Annotated in this window: 16 protein-coding genes; 6 read left to right on the forward strand and 10 right to left on the reverse strand. The window is 69.6% G+C overall.

What is annotated here, in order from left to right; all coding sequences use genetic code 11:
- Window positions 1-6: 6 nt before the first annotated feature.
- From CPH93_RS07325 to ngcE, 7 genes are all read right to left on the reverse strand, one after another.
- Complete coding sequence (locus tag CPH93_RS07325) at window positions 7-1311, reverse strand: sugar ABC transporter permease (RefSeq protein WP_093485911.1); 1305 nt, start codon at window positions 1309-1311, stop codon at window positions 7-9.
- Window positions 1308-2108 (reverse strand): ATP-binding cassette domain-containing protein, encoded by an 801-nt coding sequence (locus tag CPH93_RS07330; RefSeq protein WP_093485909.1) that lies wholly within the window; start codon window positions 2106-2108, stop codon window positions 1308-1310. The genes CPH93_RS07325 and CPH93_RS07330 overlap by 4 nt, the downstream gene beginning before the upstream one ends.
- A 362-nt stretch (window positions 2109-2470) precedes the next feature.
- Window positions 2471-3565 (reverse strand): substrate-binding domain-containing protein, encoded by a 1095-nt coding sequence (locus CPH93_RS07335; RefSeq protein ID WP_231977220.1) that lies wholly within the window; start codon window positions 3563-3565, stop codon window positions 2471-2473.
- A 140-nt stretch (window positions 3566-3705) separates the two neighbouring features.
- A complete protein-coding gene (locus CPH93_RS07340; RefSeq protein ID WP_093485905.1) occupies window positions 3706-4905 on the reverse strand; it encodes an ROK family transcriptional regulator in 1200 nt (399 codons plus the stop codon).
- A 308-nt stretch (window positions 4906-5213) separates the two neighbouring features.
- Window positions 5214-6143 (reverse strand): carbohydrate ABC transporter permease, encoded by a 930-nt coding sequence (locus tag CPH93_RS07345; RefSeq protein WP_096212339.1) that lies wholly within the window; start codon window positions 6141-6143, stop codon window positions 5214-5216.
- Window positions 6144-6154: 11 nt separating this feature from the next.
- Window positions 6155-7078 (reverse strand): carbohydrate ABC transporter permease, encoded by a 924-nt coding sequence (locus CPH93_RS07350; RefSeq protein ID WP_093485901.1) that lies wholly within the window; start codon window positions 7076-7078, stop codon window positions 6155-6157.
- 40 nt (window positions 7079-7118) lie between these two features.
- Window positions 7119-8555 (reverse strand): N-acetylglucosamine/diacetylchitobiose ABC transporter substrate-binding protein, encoded by a 1437-nt coding sequence (gene ngcE, locus CPH93_RS07355; protein ID WP_096212340.1) that lies wholly within the window; start codon window positions 8553-8555, stop codon window positions 7119-7121.
- A 434-nt stretch (window positions 8556-8989) separates the two neighbouring features.
- On the opposite strand from ngcE, the gene CPH93_RS07360 reads away from it, so the two are divergent.
- Window positions 8990-12448: a GH92 family glycosyl hydrolase gene (locus tag CPH93_RS07360; RefSeq protein ID WP_096212341.1), complete on the forward strand. Its 3459-nt coding sequence runs from the start codon at window positions 8990-8992 to the stop codon at window positions 12446-12448.
- Window positions 12449-12532: 84 nt separating this feature from the next.
- On the opposite strand, the gene acnA is transcribed toward CPH93_RS07360, so the two are convergent.
- Entirely contained in the window at window positions 12533-15247 is a 2715-nt protein-coding gene (gene acnA, locus CPH93_RS07365) for an aconitate hydratase AcnA (RefSeq protein ID WP_093485895.1), read from the reverse strand.
- Window positions 15248-15564: 317 nt separating this feature from the next.
- Here acnA and CPH93_RS07370 point away from each other — a divergent pair, with 317 nt between their 5' ends.
- The 5 genes from CPH93_RS07370 to CPH93_RS07390 all read left to right on the forward strand — a co-directional run bounded on the left by CPH93_RS07370 (window position 15565) and on the right by CPH93_RS07390 (window position 20187).
- Entirely contained in the window at window positions 15565-16068 is a 504-nt protein-coding gene (locus tag CPH93_RS07370) for a MarR family winged helix-turn-helix transcriptional regulator (protein WP_096212342.1), read from the forward strand.
- Entirely contained in the window at window positions 16059-17384 is a 1326-nt protein-coding gene (locus CPH93_RS07375; protein ID WP_231977221.1) for an MFS transporter, read from the forward strand. Before CPH93_RS07370 ends, CPH93_RS07375 begins: the two co-directional genes overlap by 10 nt.
- Window positions 17385-17425: 41 nt before the next feature.
- On the forward strand, window positions 17426-17782 hold the full coding sequence (locus CPH93_RS07380) for a YciI family protein (RefSeq protein WP_096212344.1): 357 nt from the start codon (window positions 17426-17428) through the stop codon (window positions 17780-17782).
- 139 nt (window positions 17783-17921) lie between these two features.
- Window positions 17922-18806 (forward strand): RNA polymerase sigma factor SigJ, encoded by an 885-nt coding sequence (gene sigJ / locus CPH93_RS07385; protein WP_096212345.1) that lies wholly within the window; start codon window positions 17922-17924, stop codon window positions 18804-18806.
- Window positions 18807-18891: 85 nt separating this feature from the next.
- Window positions 18892-20187: an MFS transporter gene (locus CPH93_RS07390; protein WP_096212346.1), complete on the forward strand. Its 1296-nt coding sequence runs from the start codon at window positions 18892-18894 to the stop codon at window positions 20185-20187.
- A 101-nt stretch (window positions 20188-20288) separates the two neighbouring features.
- Here the strand turns inward: CPH93_RS07390 and CPH93_RS07395 are convergent, their stop codons facing one another.
- Together CPH93_RS07395 and CPH93_RS07400 are read right to left on the reverse strand one after the other, a co-directional pair.
- A complete protein-coding gene (locus CPH93_RS07395) occupies window positions 20289-20648 on the reverse strand; it encodes a GntR family transcriptional regulator (protein ID WP_006602478.1) in 360 nt (119 codons plus the stop codon).
- Window position 20649: 1 nt separating this feature from the next.
- Window positions 20650-21642 (reverse strand): DUF1648 domain-containing protein, encoded by a 993-nt coding sequence (locus CPH93_RS07400; protein ID WP_096212347.1) that lies wholly within the window; start codon window positions 21640-21642, stop codon window positions 20650-20652.
- Window positions 21643-21664 lie beyond the last annotated feature (22 nt).

The raw sequence follows: 21664 nt of genomic DNA on the forward strand, positions 1-21664 counted from the left end.
GTGCAATCAGGTCCGGCCGGCTGTCTTCTGCGTGCGGCGGGAGACCGAGTCGATCACGACGGCGGCGAGCAGCACCGCGCCGGTGATCATGTACTGGATCTCGCTCGCCATGCCGAGCAGGTTCAGGCCCTGCTGGATCGACTGGATGACCAGCATGCCCAGCAGCGCGGACCAGATCTTGCCGCGCCCGCCGAAGAGGCTGGTGCCGCCGATGACGGCCGCCGCGATGACGTTCATCAGGGTGTTGCCGGAGCCCAGGTTCTTGGTGGCACCGCCGGAGAGGCTCGCGATGAACAGTCCGCCGAAGGCCGCGAGCATGCCGGAGATGGCGAAGACGCTGATCCGGATCTTGTTCACGTTGATACCGGCCCGGCGGGCCGCCTCGGCGTTGCCGCCGACCGCGAAGATCTGCCGGCCGTAGGTGGTGCGCCGCACCACGAAGTTGGCGACGACCAGCACCGCGAGGAACAGCACCAGGGCCAGCGGCAGACCGCGGGCGCCGGCCGGCTCGTTCAGGACGTAGGCGACCACGAAGGCGATCACCGCGACCACGCCGGTACGCAGCAGGATCTCGCTGAGCGGCCGGGACGGCAGCTCGGCGGCCTTGCGGCGGCGGCTCTCCAGCAGCAGCGAGCCCGCGTAGGCGAGGACGGCGATCAGCGCCAGGCCGTAGCCGGCGCCCTTGTCCTCGAAGTAGTAGCCGGTGAGGTTCTCCACCACGCTGCCGCTCGGCGTGTTGATGGAGCCCTCGTTGCCCATCATCCAGATCTGCAGGCCGCTCCAGCCGAGGAAACCGGCCAGCGTGACGACGAAGGCCGGCACACCGATCTTGGCGAAAAAGAACCCGTGCAGGGCGCCGATGGCCACGCCCGCGACGATGGCGATCAGGACCGCGAGCCAGTCGTTGACGCCCTTGGTGACGCTGAGGACGGCCCACACGGCCGCGCCGACACCCGCCACCGAGCCGACCGACAGGTCGATCTCGCCGAGCAGCAGCACGAAGACGATGCCGACGGCCATGATGCCGAGGCCGGAGGTGTAGACACCGATGTTCGCGAGGCTGTCCGCGGACAGGAAGCTGCTGTTCTTGAACTGGAAGACGATCGCGATGACGATCAGGCCGATGACGACCGGCAGCGAGCCCAGCTCACCGCCGCGCACCCGGCGCTTGAAGTCGCTGAGGTAGCCGGCGAAGCCCTGCTCACGGACGAGCAGCCGGGGGTCGACGGCGGCCGGCTGGGGGGCGTCGGCGGCGGGCGTCTCCGTCGTCGCCTGCTCCTCGCCGGCTGGCTGCTTGGTGAGGTCGCTCATGCTCCGGCCTCCTTCTTCACGTGGTCCGTACGCGCCTTGCGGCGGGTCACGGCGTTGTCCGATGCGCCGGTGATGGCCGCGATGATCTCTTCGTGGGAGGTGCCCTCGACATCGAAGACACCGTTGTTGCGGCCCAGCCGCAGCACCGCGACCCGGTCCGCGACGGCCTGCACATCGGCCATGTTGTGGCTGATGAGGATGACGCCCAGACCGCGTTCCCGCAGCCGCTCGACGAGGTCGAGGACCTGCGCGGTCTGCTCGACACCGAGGGCGGCGGTGGGCTCATCGAGGATGACGACCTTCGGGTCGCCGATCAGCGCCCGGGCGATCGCGACGACCTGCCGCTGACCGCCGGAGAGCGCGGCGACCGGGATGCGGACGCTGGGGATGCGGATGGACAGGGTGTCCAGCAGCTCCTTGGCGCGCTTCTCCATGGCGATCTCGTCGAGGACACCGGCGGTACGGGTCTCGTTGCCGAGGAAGAGGTTGGCGACGACATCGAGGTTGTCGCAGAGCGCGAGGTCCTGGTAGACGGTGGCGACGCCGAGGTCCTGGGCATCGTGCGGCTTGTTGATACGTACCGCACCGCCCTCCCATTCGATGGCGCCGTCGTCGACCGGGTGGACGCCCGAAATGGTCTTGACGAGCGTGGACTTGCCGGCGCCGTTGTCGCCGACGAGGGCGACCACCTCACCGGGGTGGATCTCCAGGGTGACGTCCGTCAGAGCTTGGACGGCGCCGAACCGCTTGGAGATTCCGCGCAACGCCAGCACAGGCGTAGCGGACACGTGAATCATCTCCTTCGCCGCCGTCACAACGGCGGGGATGGTGGTGCGTGGAGCGGGGGGCTTGCGGGGACGGTCCGGGTCCGCGCCGGGAAAGGGGTGGCGCGGGGCGGGGACAGACCGGGTCGGGTGGGGACCGGACGGGACCGGTCGGAATGAGGACCGGTCGGGAGAAGGGGAACAGATCCGGACCGGGTAGGGATAGAGACCGGGTCGGGACGGGGGCCGCGGGCGGTGCCGCGCGGCCCCCGTCCGACCGGGGGTGCCTGGCGCCTGAGCGCCGGGCCGTGGAGCGCCGGGGCCGATGGGGCCGGGGCGGGAGAGCGGGGGCCGGTGACCGGGGGCGGGAGAGCCGGGGCCGGTGGCCCGGGGCCTTACTTGATGCCGGCTGCTGCGCAGGCCTTCTTGACGTCGCCGGTGCAGATCTGGCTCGCCTTGTAGACCTTGTCCTTGATGATCGTGGACTCGATGTTGTCCTTGGTCACGATCTGCGCGTCGTAGAGCTTCGCGGGGATGCCCTTGACCTCGCCGCTGAGGCTGTCGACCTTCTTGGGCGTCAGCGAGTCGATCTTCTCGCCCTTGAGCAGCTTGACGGCGATCTCCGCGGTGGAGTCGGCCTGCGGCTTGATCTGCTTGTAGATGGTGAACGCCTGGTCACCCTTGAGGACCCGCTGCAGACCCGCGAGCTCGGCGTCCTGGCCGCCGACCGGGACCTTGACGCCCTTCTGCTTGAGCGCGGTGATGATGCCGCCGGCCATGCCGTCGTTGCCGGAGTAGACGCCCTGGAAGCCGTCCTTGCCGAGCGAGTCGAGGGCCGCGCTCATCTTCTTGTTCGCCTCGTCCGGCGACCAGTCCGGGATGTCCTGCTCGTACGCGATCTTCTTGACCTGCTTGTCGAGGACGCTGTGGGCGCCCTTCTTGAAGAACGGCATGTTCGGGTCGGTCGGCGAGCCGTTGATCATGACGACATTGCTGTCCTTGGCCTTGTCGCCGAGCGCCTTGACCAGCGCCTGGCCCTGCAGGCGGCCGATCTTCTCGTTGTCGTAGGACACGTAGGCGGAGATGTTGCCCTCGGCCAGCCGGTCGTAGGCGACGACCTTCACGCCCTTCTTGGCGGCCTGGTTCACCCAGGACCTGGTGGCCTTGTAGTCGACCGCGTCCAGAATGATCACCTTCACGCCCTGGGTGATCAGCGCATCGAACTGCTTCTTCTGGGTCTCGGTGTCCTGCGCCGCGTTGTTGTACCGCACCGTGCAGTCGCTGCACAGCTGCTTGATCTTCGCCTCCATCAGCGGGCGGTCGAAGGTCTCGTAACGCGTGGTCTTGTTCTCCGGCAGGAGCAGACCGATGGTCTTGTTCTGGCCACCGCCGCCGGCCTTGCTGTCACCGGCTTTGCCACACGCGGCCACGGAGAGCGCCATCGAAACGGCGGCAGTGCCTATCACGACGCGACGCGTCCATACGTTCATTGGGGTTGCCTCCCTGACGTGGCCGCGTCGTTGCGGCCGAGGTGGCTGGAAGTCAACTCGGCCGCCAGCCGACCGTCAAGAAGTAAATCCTTAACGAGATGGCAACGGTGCCATGCGTTAGCTGTGTGAACTCAGCGCTTTCACGCTAGGGCCGGGGCATCCACCGGCTGCCCGCCGTCCAGAAGGGACGAATCACCCATCTCGCTCAGCACCAGCGCCAGCGCGCCCAGCACCTCGGCACGGCCGCCGAGCGTGCCGGGGACGATCCCCAACTGCCGTGCCGCACTGGGAATGGCGTACCGCGACACCGACTCCCGGATCGGCGCGAGAACCAGCTCACCGGCCTCGGCAAGGTCCCCGCCAAGCACCACTCGGCTGGGATTGAGCAGATTGCACAGATTCGCCACACCACTGCCGATATGACGGCCTACGTCCGCAATGACCCGCCGGCAGCCGGGGTCGCCCTCGCGAGCCAGCTGCACCACCCGCGCCATGGTCAGATCCGGGCCGTGGCTCGGCTGCAGCAGCGGGAGGACGTACCGGGCCGCGGTGAAGGTCTCCAGGCAGCCGCGGTTGCCGCAGCGGCACACCGGGCCCGCCTCGTCCAGCGTGATGTGCCCGATCTCGCCCGCCGTACCGCCCGGTCCGCGGTAGATCTGGCCGCTGATCACCAGGCCGGCGCCGACACCGCTGGCGACCTTGATGTACGCCAGGTCGGAGGCCCCACGGCCGCCGCCCCACACCAGCTCGCCCAGCGCGCCCAGGTTGGCGTCGTTGTCGACGTGGACCGGCACCCCGAGGCGCCCGGACAGCTCCTGGCGGGGGTTCGTCCCGGCCCAGCCCGGCAGGATCGCCGTCGAGCCCAGCGTCCCGGATTCGACGTCGATCGGCCCGGGCACGCCCAGCCCGACGCCGACGACCTTGCCGGCACCGATCCCGGTGGCCTCGATCAGGCGGTTGACCAGCTCTTCCGCCCGGTCGAAGCCCTCCGCGGCGGAGGCGTCCACATCGATCGGCTCGGCCTGCTCGGCGAGCACCTGATGGGCGAGGTTGCCGATGGCCACCCGCAGATGGGAGTGCCCGAAATCGACCCCGACGACGATGCCCGCGTCACCCGAGAGCGAGACGCTGCGCGCCCGCCGCCCGCCCGCCGAAGTGGGGGTCACCTCAACGGTCCCACCGTCCTTCAACTCACGAACGATGTTGGAAACGGTGGCCGCGGACAGCCCCGTGCTCCGGGCGATCTCCGCCTGGGTGAGCGAGCCCGCCATCCGTACCGCGCGGACGACCCGCTCCAGATTGGCCCGGTGCAGCGAGGACTGCGACCCCGGAGTCTCCATTGACTCATACTCCCGTCTCGGGCCGGGCTCCCCCAGCGGTGGCCGGGGAGGCACGACGACCTCCCGCCGACCGCACCCACCTCATCGAGGGACGGCCGTCGATTCAACATGTGAACTCTAAGCAGAACGCCAGCCGGGAAGTCTCGTCAAGGCGTTGAGCCCGGCATGATCGAAGGCCGGCCCGGGAGGAAAACCCTCGGGGCGGCTCCGTTGCCGCGGAGCCGCCCCGAGGTGCGCGCGGGAAGCGCACACAGGCACGCGCCAAGATGGCGCAAAACAATCGGCGGTACGAACGGGGTGCCGGGTCCCTACTTGATCGCCCCCGCCGTCAGCCCCGCCTGCACCTGACGCTGGAAGATGAAGTACACCAGCAGCACCGGCAGCATCGCGATCATCATGCCGGCCATCAGCCCGCCCCAGTCCCCCTCATATCCCTGCTGCAGCGCGATGTTGGCCAGGCCCTGCGTCAACACGTACTTGTCCTCGTCCTGGTTGAGGACCATCGGCAGCAGATACTGATTCCACTGCCCCAGGAAGTTGAAGATCCCGATGCTGATCAGGCCGGGCTTGGCCATCGGCAGCATCACCTGGAAGAACGTCCTGGCGTGCGAGGCACCGTCGATCATCGCCGCCTCCGCCACCGACGTCGGCAGGGTGCGGAAGAAGGACGTCATGAAGAAGACCGTGAACGGCAGCGAGTAGGCGATATAGACCGCGATCAGGCCCTGGTACGTGGCCAGCAGCGGGATCCCAGGGAAGTCCCGCATCACGAAGAACAGCGGGATGACCAGCATGAACACCGGGAAGGACATCCCGGCCACGAACAGGTAGTAGATGACGCGGTTGCCCGGGAACGTGAACCGCGCCAGGACGTAGCCCGCCATGGAGCCGAGCACCATCGTCCCGGTGACCGAACCACCCACCACGATCAGGGTGTTGAGGAACATCTTGCCGATGTTCGCCTTGTCCCAGGCGTTGACCCAGTTCTCGACGTGCAGTTTGCCGGGCAGCGACCAGGGCGTGGTGAGGATGTCCCCGCTGCTCTTGAACGAGCTCCACAGCACCCACAGCAGCGGCATGCCCACCATCAGCGCCCACACGATCAGCATGCCGTGCGAGAAGACGTTGAGCACGCTGCCCTCGGCGCCCCGGCGCGTCTTCCCGGCGCTCTTCCTGCCGTCGGACCGCTGCCCGGGCACCGCCGGCAGCTTCTGCACCGCATTCGTTTCCGTCGTCATGCGCCCTGCCCCTAGAACTCGATCCGCTCACGGCGCGCAAAGCGCATCGTGAGGACGGCGAACAACAGCGTGACGACGAGCATGGCGACACCCATCGCCGCGGCATAGCCGAACTGGCTGTCCCGGAAAGCGGTTTGGTAGAGCCGCAGCGGTACGACATCGGTGGCGCCGTCGGGCCCGCCCATGTTCACCGACATGATCTGCACCAGCGCGAAGGCGTCCATCGCGATGATGCCCATGTACACCCAGCCGGTCTGCACGGTGTCCCACAGCAGCGGAAGGGTGATCCGGAAGAAGGTGTGGAGACGGTTGGCGCCGTCCAGCAGCGAGGCCTCGTAGATCTCCCGCGGAATGGAGGCCATGGCGGCGGAGAAGAGCACGACGTAGAAGCCGACGTTCGCCCAGACCATCACCACCATGATGCAGGCGAGGGCGATACTGCGTTCTCCCAGCCAGGAACTCTGCAGCGAGTCCAGACCCACCGATCCCAGCAGCGAGTTGAGCATGCCGTCGTGCGGATCCGGGTTGTAGATGTTGAACCAGATCACCGAGATGATGGTGATCGAGATGACCTGCGGGAAGAAGTAGACGAATTTGTAGAACGAGGCCCCGCGGACGCCGGTGATGACCGCGCCGCGGCGGGCCCGGCCGCCGACATTGAGCATGAAGGCGAAGAACAGCCCCAGCGTCAGCGTGGCGATCGGGACCAGCACCAGCATGATGACGTTGTGCCCCAGTGCATTCCAGAATTCGTCGCTGTGCAGCAGCTTGTCGTAGTTGCCCAGACCGACGCTCTTGGCGGCACCGCGCAGGCCGCTCCATTCCGTCGTCGAGATCTGGAATGCCTGGATGAACGGCGAGATCACAAAGATCGCGTAGATCAGCAGAGGCAGGGCCAGGAACCCCACGATGAATCGGTACTTGCCGTGTTGCATTGCGCTCCCCGGCCCCTCCCTCGTCAAGTGGCGTGTGCGGTCAGGCCTCGCGGTGGAACTTGGTGACGGAGTCGTCCTTGGCGAATTCGTCCGCGTACTGCTGGGCCTTCTTGATCCACTCCGCCGCCTTCATGTCACCGGTCAGCAGCTGGCTGGTGAGTCCGCCCAGCTTCTCGTCGGTCAGCTTCGGATACCACTCCTGCAGCTGGATCATCAGCAGGTTCTGGCCGCCCGCCTTGACTGCCTCGGCGGCCGAGGAGAGCCCCGGGGAGAGCTGCATTCCGTCGGTCGCGCCCTGGACCGTGGTGAGCGAGCGGACCTTGGTCGCGAAATTCTGCGCATGCTTCTTCGACAGCAGAATGCGCAGCAGCTCCATGCCGCCGACCGGATTCTTCCCGTCCTTGGCCACGATGAACGGCTCGCTGGGCTCGGCACGCAGGGTGCCGTGCGGCATCTTGTCGTCGCTGCCGCCGTTGAACAGCGGGCCGACGGCCATGTCGAAGTCCTTCGGCGTGGTCGGCGCGGCCTCGTTCTCCACCCAGGAGCCGTTGGGGAGGAAGACGGCCTTGCCCCGGGTCCAGGCGGTCTGCGACTGGATGTGCGTCAGGCCCTGGCTGCCCTGGAGGAAGTAGCCCTTGGCGGCCAGCTCCGCATAGTGCTCGACGACCTGCTTGACCGCGTCGTTCGACGTCCAAGCCTTGGGCTCCAGATTGTCGATGGCGATCCATTTGTCGAGCCCGCCGATCTTGGCGATCTGCGCGAACATATTGAAGTGGACGTAGTAGGGGTACTTGCCCGGGTACGTCCAGGGCGCCACGCCCGACTTCTTGATCTCGCCGCAGAGCTTGACCATGTCGTCGAAAGAGGTCGGGTACTCCCAGCCCTTGTCCTTCAGCAGCTTGTGGGAATACCACGTGCCATAGACCGTGAACGCATAGTAGAAGACATCGAACACATCCTTGTGCTTGCCCTTTTCCAGGGTGCTGGGGTAGAGCGTGTCCCGGATCTTCTTCTTCGGGTCGTCCAGCGACGGCGCATCGAGCAACGCCGCCAGATCCTGCAACTGGCCCTGTGCGGACAGCTTGTTCATGTCCAGATGGTCGGCCCCGGAGTTGTCGATGATGTCCGGGGGATTCCCGCCGGCGAAGCGCGGCTGCAGCTTCGGCCCGACCTGCTGCGTTCCGGTGTGCTTGACGGTGACGCCATAGGTCTTGTCGTAGTCGGCCTCGGCGTCCTTGGCGTACTGGTCGCCCAGCCCGCCCTTGAAAATGAACGCCTCCAGGGCGACGCCCTTCTTCACGCCCAGCGGGTTCTTCGCGGAGGTCGCGCCCTTGTTCTTGGCGCCGTTGTCCTCGTTTCCGCCACCGCCTCCGGTGGCACACGCCGAGAGCGTTCCCATGGCCGGTACGGCGATGATTCCCAGGGCAGCGGCTCGCTTGACCAGATCACGACGGTTGAATTCAGAGGTGGATCCCATGCTCAAGTCCTCGCCTTCTTCAGGACTCAGGCGGTGTACCGGAGCCACCCCGGCACCGCGGGTCAGATGAAGCTGAGTTGTACGGGATGTGCACCGGGACGCCAGGGAAGTGCGGGGCGGTCATCCGTTTCCCGCTTTCCCCCCGGATCCACGGCCGTGTCGCACGGCCGGTCGGACGCCGACAGGTATAGTCCACTTGCGGCCGCAGGGGCAAGATCGAACGCAGGGTCGGGCGGCAGTCTTTCCCTAGTTGAGACCTCCCCGGTATGCGGGGGATTTTCCGGTCGTCACCCCCGGGGCGCGCCGGCCGGCACGGCCGACCCACCGATCTCGGCACCACCCTTGACACCAAAGCCCCCACGCACGTTACTTGTCTCTGCTTGGCTTGGCGCCACCCAACTGACAACGATGTCACCCTGGTTGAGAGGGCTCGCGTGCGGCTCAGACACCGGCACCGTCCACTGCGCGGGATCGCCCGCCCCGCCGCCCTCGTGGCGGCCGCTCTGCTCCTCGTCACCGGGCCCGGGCCGGCCGGCACCGCCCAGGCCGCACCGCCCCAACGACCCCACGGGGCCACGGAGTTCCGCTCGTCCTTAGAGGCCGGCGACCCGCAGCCGGACTGGAACGACGCCGTCGAGACCGGCCCCGACGGAAAGCCCAGGGTCTTAGGCGTCACCCAAGAAACCGCCCCCGCAGCGCCCGGGATGATCACCGGCGTCGACACCGGCCCCGGCGACTCCCCGACCGCCAAGGCGCACGCCGGCTTCAGCGGCGGCCATGCGCTGCGCTACGCCGGCACCCACACCGCCGACGGCCACGGCTACGCGTACAACAAGGTCTTCGAGGTCAGCATCCCCGTCACCACGGCCACCTCGCTCTCGTACGAGATCTTTCCGGAGATGGCACGGAGCGATCCGGACTACCCGGCGACCCATGCCGCCCTCGATCTGGCCTTCACCGACGGCACCTACCTCAGCGAGCTGTCCGCCGTCGACCAGCACGGCGCACCGCTGACCCCGCAGGGGCAGGGCGCCTCCAAGACGCTCTACGTCAACCAGTGGAACCACCGGGAGTCGCGGATCGGTGCGGTCGCCGCGGGCAAGACGGTCGCCCGCATCCTGGTCGCCTACGACGCGCCGCGGGCCCCGCGGACGACCACGGCCTTCCGCGGCTGGGTCGATGACCTCACCCTCGGCCCCGCCGCCCCGGACAAGCCGCTCGGGCACCTCTCCGACTACGCCGTCACCACCCGCGGCACGCTCTCCAGCGGCAGCTTCTCGCGCGGCAACACCTTCCCCGCCACCGCCGTCCCCAACGGCTTCACCTTCTGGACCCCGGTGACCAACGCGGGCTCCGCCGACTGGCTCTACGAGTACGCGCGGAAGAACAACGCCGACAACCTGCCCACCCTGCAGGCCTTCAGCGCCAGCCATGAGCCGAGCCCGTGGATGGGCGACCGGCAGACCTTCCAGGTCATGCCGTCCGTCGCGGCCGGCACCCCGGACGCCTCGCGCACCGGCCGGGCGCTGCCCTTCCACCACAGCAACGAGACCGCGAAGCCGCACTACTACGGCGTGACCTTCGACAACGGCCTCAAGACGGAGATCACCCCGACCGATCACGCCGCGCTGATGCGCTTCACCTTCCCCGGCGACCGGGCGAGCCTGATCTTCGACAACGTCAACAACAAGGGCGGCCTGAGCCTGGACACCGAGCACGGCATCGTCACCGGCTTCTCGGACGTCCGCAGCGGGCTGTCGGTCGGCGCCACCCGGCTCTTCGTCTACGGCACCTTCGACGCCCCGGTCACCGGCGGCGGCCGGCTCGCCAACGAGGGGTGCGGCGCCAGCCGCTCCAGTGGAGCCGGTGCTTGCACCGGGGGCAAGGACGTCACCGGCTATCTCCGCTTCCGGCCCGGCGCGGACCGCACCGTGACCATGCGGATCGCGACCTCCCTGATCAGCGTGGACCAGGCGAAGGCGAATCTGGCCCGGGAGATCCCCGCCGATGCCACCTTCGCCGATATCGAGGGCCGGGCGCAGGCGCAGTGGGACGGCCTCATGGGCCGGATCGAGGTCCAGGGCGCCAGCCGCGACCAGCTCACCACCCTCTACTCCAACCTCTACCGCCTCTACCTCTACCCCAACTCCGGCTTCGAGAAGGTCGGTTCGCGCAGCCGCTATGCCAGCCCGTTCTCGCCGCAGACCGGCCAGGACACCCCGACCCACACCGGCTCGAAGATCGTCGACGGTGAGATCTACGTCAACAACGGCTTCTGGGACACCTACCGGACCACCTGGCCCGCCTATTCCCTGCTCACGCCGAAACGCGCGGGGAAAATGGTCGACGGCTTCGTGCAGCAGTACAAGGACGGCGGCTGGATCTCCCGCTGGTCCTCCCCCGGCTATGCGGACCTCATGACCGGTACGAGTTCCGACGTGGCCTTCGCCGATGCCTACCTCAAGGGCGTGAAGTTCGACGCCGAGGCTGCCTATGCCGCGGCCGTCAAGAACGCCACCGTCGCCCCGCCGAACCCCGGTGTCGGCCGCAAGGGCATGACCACGTCCCCCTTCCTCGGCTATACGAGCACCGACACCCGCGAGGGAATGTCCTGGGCGCTGGAGGGCTATCTCAACGATTTCGGTATCTCCCGTATGGGCCAGGCCCTCTACGAGAAGACCAAAAAGCCCCGCTACAAGGAAGAATCGGCGTATTTCCTGGGCCGCGCCCAGAACTACGTCCAGCTCTTCGACGAAAAGTCCGGCTTCTTCCAGGGCAAGGATGCCCACGGCAACTGGCGGCTGCCCGCGGACCGGTTCGACCCCCGTGTCTGGGGCTACGACTACACCGAGACCAACGCCTGGACCGCCGCCTTCACCGCGCCGCAGGACACCCGGGGGCTGGCCAACCTCTACGGTGGCCGCCCGGGCCTGGCCAAGAAGCTGGACGCCTACTTCTCCACCCCGGAGACCGCGGCCAGGGAATTCGCCGGCTCCTACGGCCAGGTGATCCACGAAATGACCGAGGCCCGCGACACCCGGATGGGCATGTACGGGCACAGCAATCAGCCCGCGCACCACATCGGCTACCTGTACGACGCGGCCGGGCAGCCCTGGAAGACCCAGGAAAAGGTCCGCGAGGCGATGTCCCGGCTCTACCTCGGCAGTGAGATCGGCCAGGGATATCCGGGCGACGAGGACAACGGTGAGATGTCCGCGTGGTACGTCTTCAGCGCGCTGGGTTTCTATCCGCTGGTGATGGGCCAGGGCGAATACGCGGTGGGCTCCCCGCTGTTCACCAAGGCCACGGTCCATCTGGAGAACGGCCGCGATCTCACCATCAACGCCCCGCACAACTCCCCACGCAACATTTACGTCCAGCAGCTCACGCTCAACGGCAAGCCGTGGAATTCCACCGCCCTGCCGCACCGCCTCCTGGCCCGCGGCGGCACCCTGGACTTCACCATGGGCCCCGAGCCGTCCGCCTGGGGCACCGGCGCGCACGCGGCCCCCACCTCGATCACCACGGACGACAAGGTCCCCGCCCCGCCCCGGGACCTGACCGGCCCCGGCGGCGGCCCGCTGTACGACAACACCTCGGACACCTCGGCCGAACTGACCGATGCCCCGGTGGACCTCGCCCGGCCCGCCACGGTCACGTCATACACCTTCACGTCGGCGGACCGCGCCTCGGCACCGTCGGGCTGGACGCTGGAGGGCTCCGCCGACGGGGAGCAGTGGACGCGGCTGGACCATCGCGAGGGGGAGTCCTTCACCTGGGACCACCAGACCCGGGTCTTCGGCATCAGCCGGCCGGGCAGCTACCGGCACTACCGGGTGGTGCCCGACCACAAGGGCACCCTGGCCGAGGTCGAGTTGCTCGGGACGCCGTAAATACCGACGCCGTGAAAACGGGACGGGCCGCACCCCCTCGACCGAGGGAGTGCGGCCCGTCCTGCTGCCGCTGCCGCGGGGGACTTACTTACGCAGGAGCGAGCGCAGCACGTACTGCATGATGCCGCCGTTGCGGTAGTAGTCCGCCTCGCCGGGGGTGTCGATGCGGACGACCGCGTCGAACTCGACACCGCTGTCGGTGGTGACCTTGACGGTGCGCGGCGTGGTGCCGTCGTTCAGCCCGGTCACGCCGGAGACGGCGAAGGTCTCCTCGCCGGTCAGACCGAGGGTCTCGGCGGACTGGCCCTCCGGGAACTGCAGCGGGAGGACGCCCATGCCGATGAGGTTCGAGCGGTGGATGCGCTCGTAGGACTCGGCGACGACGGCCTTGACGCCGAGCAGCGCGGTGCCCTTCGCGGCCCAGTCGCGGGACGAGCCGGAGCCGTACTCCTTGCCGGCCAGGATGACCAGCGGGACGCCGGCGGCCTGGTAGTTCTGCGACGCGTCGTAGATGAAGGAGACCGGGCCGTCCTCCTGCGTGAAGTCACGCGTGAAGCCGCCCTCGGTGCCCGGCGCGATCTGGTTGCGCAGGCGGATGTTGGCGAAGGTGCCGCGGATCATGACCTCGTGGTTACCACGGCGGGAGCCGTAGGAGTTGAAGTCGCGACGCTCGACGCCGTGCTCGGTGAGGTACTTGCCGGCCGGGGTGTCGGCCTTGATCGCACCGGCCGGGGAGATGTGGTCGGTGGTGACCGAGTCGCCCAGCTTGGCCAGGACGCGCGCACCGGCGATGTCCTGGACCGGCGACGGCTCCATCGCCATGCCCTCGAAGTACGGGGGCTTACGGACGTAGGTGGACTGCGGGTCCCACTCGAAGGTGTTGCCGGTCGGGATCGACAGCGCCTGCCACTGGGCGTCGCCCGCGAAGACGTCCTGGTAGGACTTGTTGAACATGTCCTCGCCGATGGCGTTGGCCACGACGTCGTTGACCTCGGCCTCGGAGGGCCAGATGTCCTTCAGGAAGACCGGGTTGCCGTCCTGGTCGGTGCCGAGTGCGTCCTTGGTGATGTCCACCTTCATGGAGCCCGCGAGGGCGTACGCGACGACCAGCGGCGGGGACGCCAGGTAGTTCATCTTGACGTCGGGGTTGATCCGGCCCTCGAAGTTACGGTTGCCGGAGAGCACCGACGTGACGGCCAGGTCGTGGTCGTTGACGGCCTTGGAGACCTCCTCCGGCAGCGGGCCGGAGTTGCCGATGCAGGTGGTGCAGCCGTAGCCGACGAGGTTGAAGCCGACCTTGTCGAGGTACGGGGTCAGCCCGGCCTTGTCGAAGTAGTCGGTGACGACCTTCGAGCCCGGGGCGAGGGTGGTCTTGACCCACGGCTTGCGGGTCAGGCCCTTCTCGACCGCCTTCTTGGCCACCAGCGCGGCGGCGACCATGACGTACGGGTTCGAGGTGTTGGTGCAGGAGGTGATGGCCGCGACCGTCACCGCACCGTGGTCGATCTCGTACGTCGAGCCGTCGGGGGCGGTGACCGTGGTCGGACGGCTCGGCACGCCATTGGCGGCGGCCGGGGAGTCGGAGGCCGGGAAGGACTCCTCGCCCGCCTCGTCCGCGTCGGAGACGTAGTTGAGGACATCGCGCTCGAACTGCGTGGCGGCCTCGGCGAGGACGATGCGGTCCTGCGGGCGCTTCGGGCCGGCGATCGACGGGACGACCGTCGACAGGTCCAGCTCCAGCTTCTCGGAGAAGTCGGGCTCGGCGGCCGGGTCGAGCCAGAGGCCCTGCTCCTTGGCGTACGCCTCGACGAGCGCGACCTGCTGGGCGTCGCGGCCGGTCAGGCGCAGGTAGTTCAGGGTCTCGTCGTCGATCGGGAAGATCGCGGCGGTCGAACCGAACTCCGGCGACATGTTGCCGATGGTGGCGCGGTTGGCCAGCGAGGTGGCGGCGACGCCCTCGCCGTAGAACTCGACGAACTTGCCGACGACACCGTGCTTGCGCAGCATCTCGGTGATGGTCAGCACGAGGTCGGTGGCGGTGGTGCCGGGCTTCAGCTCACCGGTCAGCTTGAAGCCGACGACGCGCGGAATGAGCATCGAGACCGGCTGGCCGAGCATCGCGGCCTCGGCCTCGATGCCGCCGACGCCCCAGCCCAGCACACCGAGGCCGTTGACCATGGTGGTGTGCGAGTCGGTGCCGACGAGGGTGTCGGGGTAGGCCTGGCCGTTGCGGACCATGACCGTACGGGCCAGGTGCTCGATGTTCACCTGGTGGACGATGCCGGTCCCGGGCGGGACGACCTTGAACTCGTCGAAGGCGGTCTGGCCCCAGCGCAGGAACTGGTAGCGCTCCTTGTTGCGGCCGTACTCCAGCTCGACGTTCTGGCCGAAGGCGTCCTTCGTGCCGAACTTGTCGGCGATGACGGAGTGGTCGATGACCAGCTCGGCCGGGGCCAGCGGGTTGATCTTCGCCGGGTCGCCGCCGAGCTCCTTGACGGCCTCACGCATGGTCGCGAGGTCCACGACACACGGCACACCGGTGAAGTCCTGCATGATCACGCGGGCCGGCGTGAACTGGATCTCCTGGCTGGGCTGGGCCTGCGAGTCCCAGCCGCCGAGCGCCCGGATGTGGTCGGCGGTGATGTTCGCGCCGTCCTCGGTGCGGAGCAGGTTCTCCAGCAGCACCTTCAGGCTGTACGGGAGGCGGGCCGAGCCCTCCACCTTGTCCAGCCGGAAGATCTCGTACGACTCGTCGCCCACCTGCAGCGTGCTGCGGGCGTCGAAGCTGTTCGCCGACACGACAGTCTCCTTCATGCATGAATTCGCGCGTACCGCCGCAATGCTGCCGTCACAGCCCCTTGCCCCATCCACTAAGGTTGGCCTAACTTAGGCATGCCTTACTGGCGCGGCAGCGGTACGCCTCTCGGTAGATATCTCGATGTCGAGATAACTCTAATACATCGCCGCGCCGGGGTCATGCCCTGACCTTCGCGCATTCGCCATCGCCGCCTGCCGTTCACCCCGCCGACACCCTCCTCGCGGCCGCCGCCTTCCGGGGCACAAGGAAGGCGGGAGAAATCCAACAGCATTTATATAAGCGCTGTTACGGTTTGCTCATGACGCAAACGGACCCGACGCCCGACCCCACCCACCACAGCCGATGGCGGCCGCTGCGGCTGCTTCAGGCCTCGATGGACGCGGACATCGCCCGGATCTACGCGGAGAAGCAGATCGACGGGCTCAAGCCGAGCTATGTGCTGGAGATGCTCCGGCTGCACGCCGAGGGGCCGATGACCATCACCGAGTTGGCCGCGTCGGTCGGCCGGACGCATTCGGCGCTCAGCCAGAAGGTGGCCGCGATGCGCGCGGCCGGCTGGGTCCGGACCGTGCCGGGCGACGATGCGCGCAGCAAGAAGGTGACGCTCACGGACGACGCCCGCCGCGTGGCCGGCCGGCTGGCGGCGGAGTGGCGGGCCACGGAGGCCGCGCTCGCCGAGATCGAGGCGGAGATCCCCTACCCCCTCAGCCGGGTCGTCACCGACATCGAGCAGGCCCTCGCACGCAAGAGCTTCCACGACCGGATCGCCGAGAGGCTGGCGGCGGACCCGGCATGGGAGTGAGGCGGGCCCTCCTCGATGTGCGCCCGCTGCGCTCGTCGGCACCGTTCCGGCGGCTCTGGGTCGGCCAGGCGCTCTCCGGGCTCGGCAGCCAGATGACGCGCGTCGCCGTGCTGTTCCAGATCTGGCAGATGACGCACAGCACCGCCTGGACCGGCGCGGTGGGCCTTGCCGGGGCCGTTCCGCTCCTGGCCCTCGGGCTCTTCGCAGGGTCCGTCGTCGACCGGGTGGACCGGCGGACGTGCTACCTGGTCACCACCGGCGGCCAGGCCGTCTGCTCCCTGCTGCTCGCCGTGCAGGGCTTGCTCGGGCACTTCCCGGCCGCGGGCGTACTGCTGCTGGTCGCGGTGCAGTCCTGCTTCGGGGCCGGCAGCGGTCCGGCGGCCCGCACGTTCGTCCCCCGCCTGCTTCCCGAGGACCAGCGCGCGGCCGGGCTGGCACTGCGCCGGATCGCCTTCCAGGGCGCCATGTTGACCGGACCGGCACTGGGCGGGCTGCTCCTGGACGGGCTGGGCGTCGGCGGCTGCTACCTGGTCGACGCGCTCACCTTCACCGCGGCGCTCCACGGTGCGCGGGGCCTGCCGCCGATGCGCCCCGGGGACGAGCCGGCCCGGCCGGGCCTGCGCGGTGTACGGGACGGCCTGGCCTTCCTGGTCCGCACGCCCGTCATTCGCGGGGCGCTCCTCACCGACCTGGCCACCACCGTCCTGTCGATGCCGATCAGCCTGTTCCCCCTGATCAACGCGGAACGGTTCGCCGGCGGCCCGGGCACCCTCGGGCTGTTCCTGACCGCCCTCGCGGCCGGCGGCCTCGCCGCGTCCGTCCTCTCCGGGACCTTCACCCGGTGCTCCCGTCCCGGCCTGGTGATGCTCGGCGGATCGGCGGCGTGGGGCGGGGCGCTCGCGCTGTTCGGCCTCTCGACCCACCCATGGGCCGGACTGGGGTTCCTGGTCCTGGCCGGTGCGGCCGACACCGTGTCCGTGGTGTCCCGCAACACCCTCGTCCAGCGGCACACCCCCGACGCACTGCTGGGCCGGGTCGGCGCCGCGGAACAGATCGTCGGGCAGGCCGGGCCGGACCTCGGCAATGTCCGCGGAGGCCTGCTGGCCGACGCCACGTCAGGGGTGACCGCCCTGGTCAGCGGCGGTCTGCTGTGCCTCGGCGCGGTCGCTCTGGTGGGTGCCGCGACGCCCGGGCTGCGCGCGTGCTCCGCGGATTCCCGCCGCCCGGGAGACGCTGCGGTGGCCGCCCCGGAAAAATCTCCGAAGAATTCCGGGAAAGGTGTCGATCCGGCCGTCTCCCGTTCGACGCAAGGGTGAGAGGCGGGGACCAGCCCCGCCCTCCCGACCGAGGAGTGACCATGCCGCGCTTTCTGACGATGATCCGCATCGACGAGCAGAACGCCCCCGCCGAGGGCCCCGGCCCCGAGTTCGAGGGGCGGATGGCCGAGCTGTTGGAGGAGATCACCAAGGCGGGAGTCATGCTGGACACGGCCGGCCTCACCCCGACCTCCGAGGGCACCCGGGTCACCTGGTCCGAGGGGAAGCTCCACTGGAGCGACGGGCCGTTCACCGAGAGCAAGGAGGTCATCGGCGGCTACGCCCTGACCCAGTGCAAGGACAAGGCCGAGGCCCTGGAGTGGACCAAGCGGTTCCTGCAGATCCACCCGGAGCACCTGACGGTCACCGCCGAGGTCCGCGAGATCGCCGAGGGCTGACCGGCGCCCCACCCCCATACGCGCGCTACGGGCAGGGGAAACCTGCCCGTAGCCTCCCTCCTGTCACATGCGCCCCGCCGGATGCGTCAGTACGGTGACGGACCTTGTCGGGGAGCAAAACGGGGGAAGGATGCGAGCGATGGATGAGCACGAGTGGCTGGCGGAGCGCTTCGAGGAGAACCGGAGCCATCTGCGGGCGGTGGCCTACCGGATGCTCGGGTCGCTGACCGAGGCGGAGGACGCCGTCCAGGAGGCCTGGCTGCGGCTCGACCGGTCCGGTGCGGACGGCGTGGAGAATCTGGGCGGATGGCTGACGACGGTCGTGGGGCGGGTATGCCTGGACCAGCTGCGCCGGCGCACGGCACGGCGCGAGGACCCGCTCGAAGTGCATGTCCCCGAGCCGGTCGTGCGCCGGCTGGACGCCGACGGCCCGGAGGACGCGGCGGTGCTGGCCGACTCCGTCGGGCTGGCGCTGCTCGTCGTCCTGGAGACCCTCTCCCCCGCCGAGCGGCTGGCCTTCGTCCTGCACGACATGTTCGCGATGCCCTTCGACGAGATCGCGCCGATCGTCGACCGCACGCCCGCCGCCGCCCGGCAGCTCGCCAGCCGGGCCCGGCGGCGCGTGCAGGGCACCGCCCCGGCCCCCGATCCGGATCTCGCCCGGCAGCGGGAGGTGGTCGACGCCTTCCTCGCCGCCTCCCGCGGCGGCGACTTCGATGCACTGCTCGCCGTCCTCGACCCGGACGTGGTGCTGCGCGCCGACGCCGGTGCCGCGGGCGGCGGGCTGTCGAAGCTGGTCCGCGGAGCACGCGCGGTCGTCGAACAGGCGCTGATGTTCTCCCGGTTCGCGCCGTTCGCCCGGCCGGCGCTGGTCAACGGCGCACCCGGGCTGGTCACGGCGCCGGGCGGAGTGCCGCTCTCCGTCATGGGCTTCACCATCGCCCACGGGAAGGTCGTCGAGATCAATATCCTCGCCGATCCGGCACGCCTGGAGCGGCTGGACCTGACGTTCCTCGACGACTGAGGAGGCCGGGCCCGTCGGGGGAGGCTGGCCTCCACCGATGCCCAGACCCCGTACGGGGTAGGGCAGTTGGTCCTACGCTGACGCCGTGACGGCCACCCCGGAACCCGCGCCCCCTTGCCCGTCCCCGACGCTGACCGCGCTGCCCGCCGGCCCACCCCTCTGGCGCGACCGGCGGTTCGTGTTGCTCACCGCCGCCCGTACGATCTCGGTCCTCGGCACCGGCTTCGCCCGGGTGGCGCTGTCCTTCGCGGTGCTGGCACTGCCGGGGGCGGGCCCCGGGCAGCTGTCGCTGGTGCTGGCCTGTCAGGCGGTGCCACAGCTGGCGTTCGTCCTCGTCGGCGGGGTGCTGGCGGACCGGGTGTCGCGCTCCCGGCTGATGATCGTCGCCGATCTCGTGGGCGCGGCCGCCTACGCCGGGCTCGCCGCGATGGTGTTGACGGGGCAGGCGCCGCTGTGGGCGCTCTGCTCGCTGGCCGCGCTGGCGGGGACGGCCACCGCGCTGTTCTCCCCCGCGATGGACGGCGTCATTCCGCTGCTGGTCCCCGCCGGACGGCTGCAACGGGCGAACGGACTGCTGCGGGTCGGCATGAACAGCTCGATGCTGCTGGGGCTGGCGCTGTCCGGTGTGGTCGTGGCACTCGTCGGCGCCGGCTGGGCGCTGGCCCTCAACGCCGCCTCCTTCGTGGTGAGCGCGCTGCTGATCCGCTGCCTCCGGCTGTCCGCACGGGTCCGGCCGAGGGCGTCGGGGTGGTCGGAACTGCGGGACGGCTGGCGGGAGTTCGCTAGGCGGCAGTGGCTGTGGGTCGTCGTGGTGCAGTACGCGGTCGTCGTCGCCGCGCTCAACGCCAACGCCGGGGTGCTGGGACCGCTGGCGACCGAAGGCGGGCTGGGCGGTGCGCGCTCCTGGTCCCTGATCGTGGCCGCGCAGGCACTGGGCACCATCTTGGGCGCGGGACTGGCCGCCCGCCTCCGGGTGCACCGTCCGGTCCTGGTCGCCGTATTGGCCACCTTCCCGGCGGCACTCCCGATCGCCCTGCTCGCCGTGCGGGCACCGGTGCCGCTGATCGCGCTCGCCATGTTCGGCTCGGGTATCGCCGCCGACGTCTTCGGGGTGCTGTGGGCGACGACCCTCCAGCGGGAGGTCCCCGAGGCGGCGCTGTCCCGCGTCAGTTCGTACGACTGGTTCGGCTCACTGGCCTTCGCACCACTCGGCCTGCTGGTCGCGGGGCCGGTCGCGGCACACCTCGGCGTGGGTCGTACGCTCGCCGGCTGCGCCGCGCTGATCGTCCTCGCCACGGCCGCCGCGCTGCTCTCCCCGCAGGTCCGCGGCCTGCGCACGCTCCGGCCGGCACCTGGCGACGAGGCACCGGACGGCCCGTGAACGAGCGGTGCGGCGGAGCCGGCCGGGGTGGTGCGGCGGAGCCGACCCGGGTGGTGCGGCGGAGCCGGCCCGGGTGCACCCTCCGCCGCGTCCGCCCGTACTCACCGCCCCGCCAGCCCCGTCCGTACCACCGTGACGATCTCCTCGTCGGAGAGCCCCAGATGGCGGGCCTCGGCGATCAGCCGCTCGGCGGTCTCCCCGAGGCGGGCACGCGCGGGTGTGGCGGCACCGGTGACCACCGCACCGCGCCCGCGGCGGAGTTCGATCAGCCCCTCCTCCTTGAGGCGCTGATAGCCGCGCAGCACGGTATGGACGTTCACGCCGAGGGACCCGGCGAGCTCGCGGGCGGCCGGCAGCCGCTCCCCGGCGTCCACCGTGCCGTCGGCGATGGCGCCGCGGACACAGGCCGCGATCTGGTCGCCGAGCGGGACGGACGAGCCGGGATCGACCCGGAAGAGCACCTCAGCCTCCTTGCCGCGAACGGGCGCGGTCGGTGTACGTATTGAGCAGTGCGGCGGCGGTCGCGGCATCATCGACCGTCACCACGAACTCCCTGCCGCTGGTCAGCCGTACCACGATGCCCTCCCCCGAGCGCAGCACGAAGCCGCTGCCGCCGCCCCGGATGCGGTAGCCCCAGCCGCCGAACTCGGCGAAGCAGGCGATCCGTCGGCTGCCGGCCTCCTCGATGCGGTCCAGGGGTATGCGCCGGAAATGGCACCGCGAGGACAGCAGCGTCGGCGCGAGGGTCAGCCCGCGCCGGTCCACGGTCACCCGTACCGAGGCCAGCGGCAGGGACACGGCAGCGCCGAACAGCAGGCCCGCGCCGGCGATCCAGCCGGCGACGAGGCCGACGACGAGCCCGGCGGCGAGCAGCAGACCGCCCAGTACGGCCAGCGGCGGCGAGCTGATGGTGCGCGACCAGCCGGCCGTCGCGGCGGCGGGAAGGTCGAGCCGGGACACCGCACCGCGCGGCCGCCGGGGCGCGGCAGGCGCCGCGCCGGCGAGCAGTCGCCCCAGCGCCCCGGCGCACAGCGCGACTGCGAGGCTGAGGAACAGCTCCCACTGCGGCACCCGGACGGCCGATACATCGGCCACGTCGGCGTTGCTGAGCAGCGTCACGCAGACGGCGTAACCGGTTACGGCGGCGGTGGCGTAGCCGCCGGCGATCACCCACGGCACCTCGGGGGCGTCCGGCCGCAGCTGGATGAGGAGGCCGACCACGGCGCCGAGGAGGAGGAACAGGGCGAGGGATCCGGTCAGAAAGCCCTGGACCGAGGTGAAGCCGTCGGCCTGGCCGCCGTACCGGAAATGGGTGGCGAGCGGATCGGGCAGCCGGCCGGACACCGCCGTATAGATGCCGGCGAACGCCACGAGCACGGCAAGGAAGGGGCCGGCGGCAACCAGGGCCCGCGGCCGGCCGGTCAGAGGCGGGACGGATCGCAGCACACTCTTCATGACTCCCCTTATGACGTCCCTT

This window comes from Streptomyces sp. 2323.1, assembly GCF_900221035.1.
GTDB lineage: Bacteria > Actinomycetota > Actinomycetes > Streptomycetales > Streptomycetaceae > Streptomyces > Streptomyces sioyaensis.

Excerpts from the sequence above, each read along its gene's own strand:
- CPH93_RS07325 (WP_093485911.1), bottom strand. The coding sequence starts at position 1,311 with ATGAGCGACCTCACCAAGCAGCCAGCCGGCGAGGAGCAGGCGACGACG.
- CPH93_RS07330 (WP_093485909.1), bottom strand. The coding sequence starts at position 2,108 with ATGATTCACGTGTCCGCTACGCCTGTGCTGGCGTTGCGCGGAATCTCC.
- CPH93_RS07335 (WP_231977220.1), bottom strand. The coding sequence starts at position 3,565 with ATGAACGTATGGACGCGTCGCGTCGTGATAGGCACTGCCGCCGTTTCG.
- CPH93_RS07340 (WP_093485905.1), bottom strand. The coding sequence starts at position 4,905 with ATGGAGACTCCGGGGTCGCAGTCCTCGCTGCACCGGGCCAATCTGGAG.
- CPH93_RS07345 (WP_096212339.1), bottom strand. The coding sequence starts at position 6,143 with ATGACGACGGAAACGAATGCGGTGCAGAAGCTGCCGGCGGTGCCCGGG.
- CPH93_RS07350 (WP_093485901.1), bottom strand. The coding sequence starts at position 7,078 with ATGCAACACGGCAAGTACCGATTCATCGTGGGGTTCCTGGCCCTGCCT.
- ngcE (WP_096212340.1), bottom strand. The coding sequence starts at position 8,555 with ATGGGATCCACCTCTGAATTCAACCGTCGTGATCTGGTCAAGCGAGCC.
- CPH93_RS07370 (WP_096212342.1), top strand. The coding sequence starts at position 15,565 with ATGACGCAAACGGACCCGACGCCCGACCCCACCCACCACAGCCGATGG.
- CPH93_RS07375 (WP_231977221.1), top strand. The coding sequence starts at position 16,059 with ATGGGAGTGAGGCGGGCCCTCCTCGATGTGCGCCCGCTGCGCTCGTCG.
- CPH93_RS07380 (WP_096212344.1), top strand. The coding sequence starts at position 17,426 with ATGCCGCGCTTTCTGACGATGATCCGCATCGACGAGCAGAACGCCCCC.
- sigJ (WP_096212345.1), top strand. The coding sequence starts at position 17,922 with ATGGATGAGCACGAGTGGCTGGCGGAGCGCTTCGAGGAGAACCGGAGC.
- CPH93_RS07400 (WP_096212347.1), bottom strand. The coding sequence starts at position 21,642 with ATGAAGAGTGTGCTGCGATCCGTCCCGCCTCTGACCGGCCGGCCGCGG.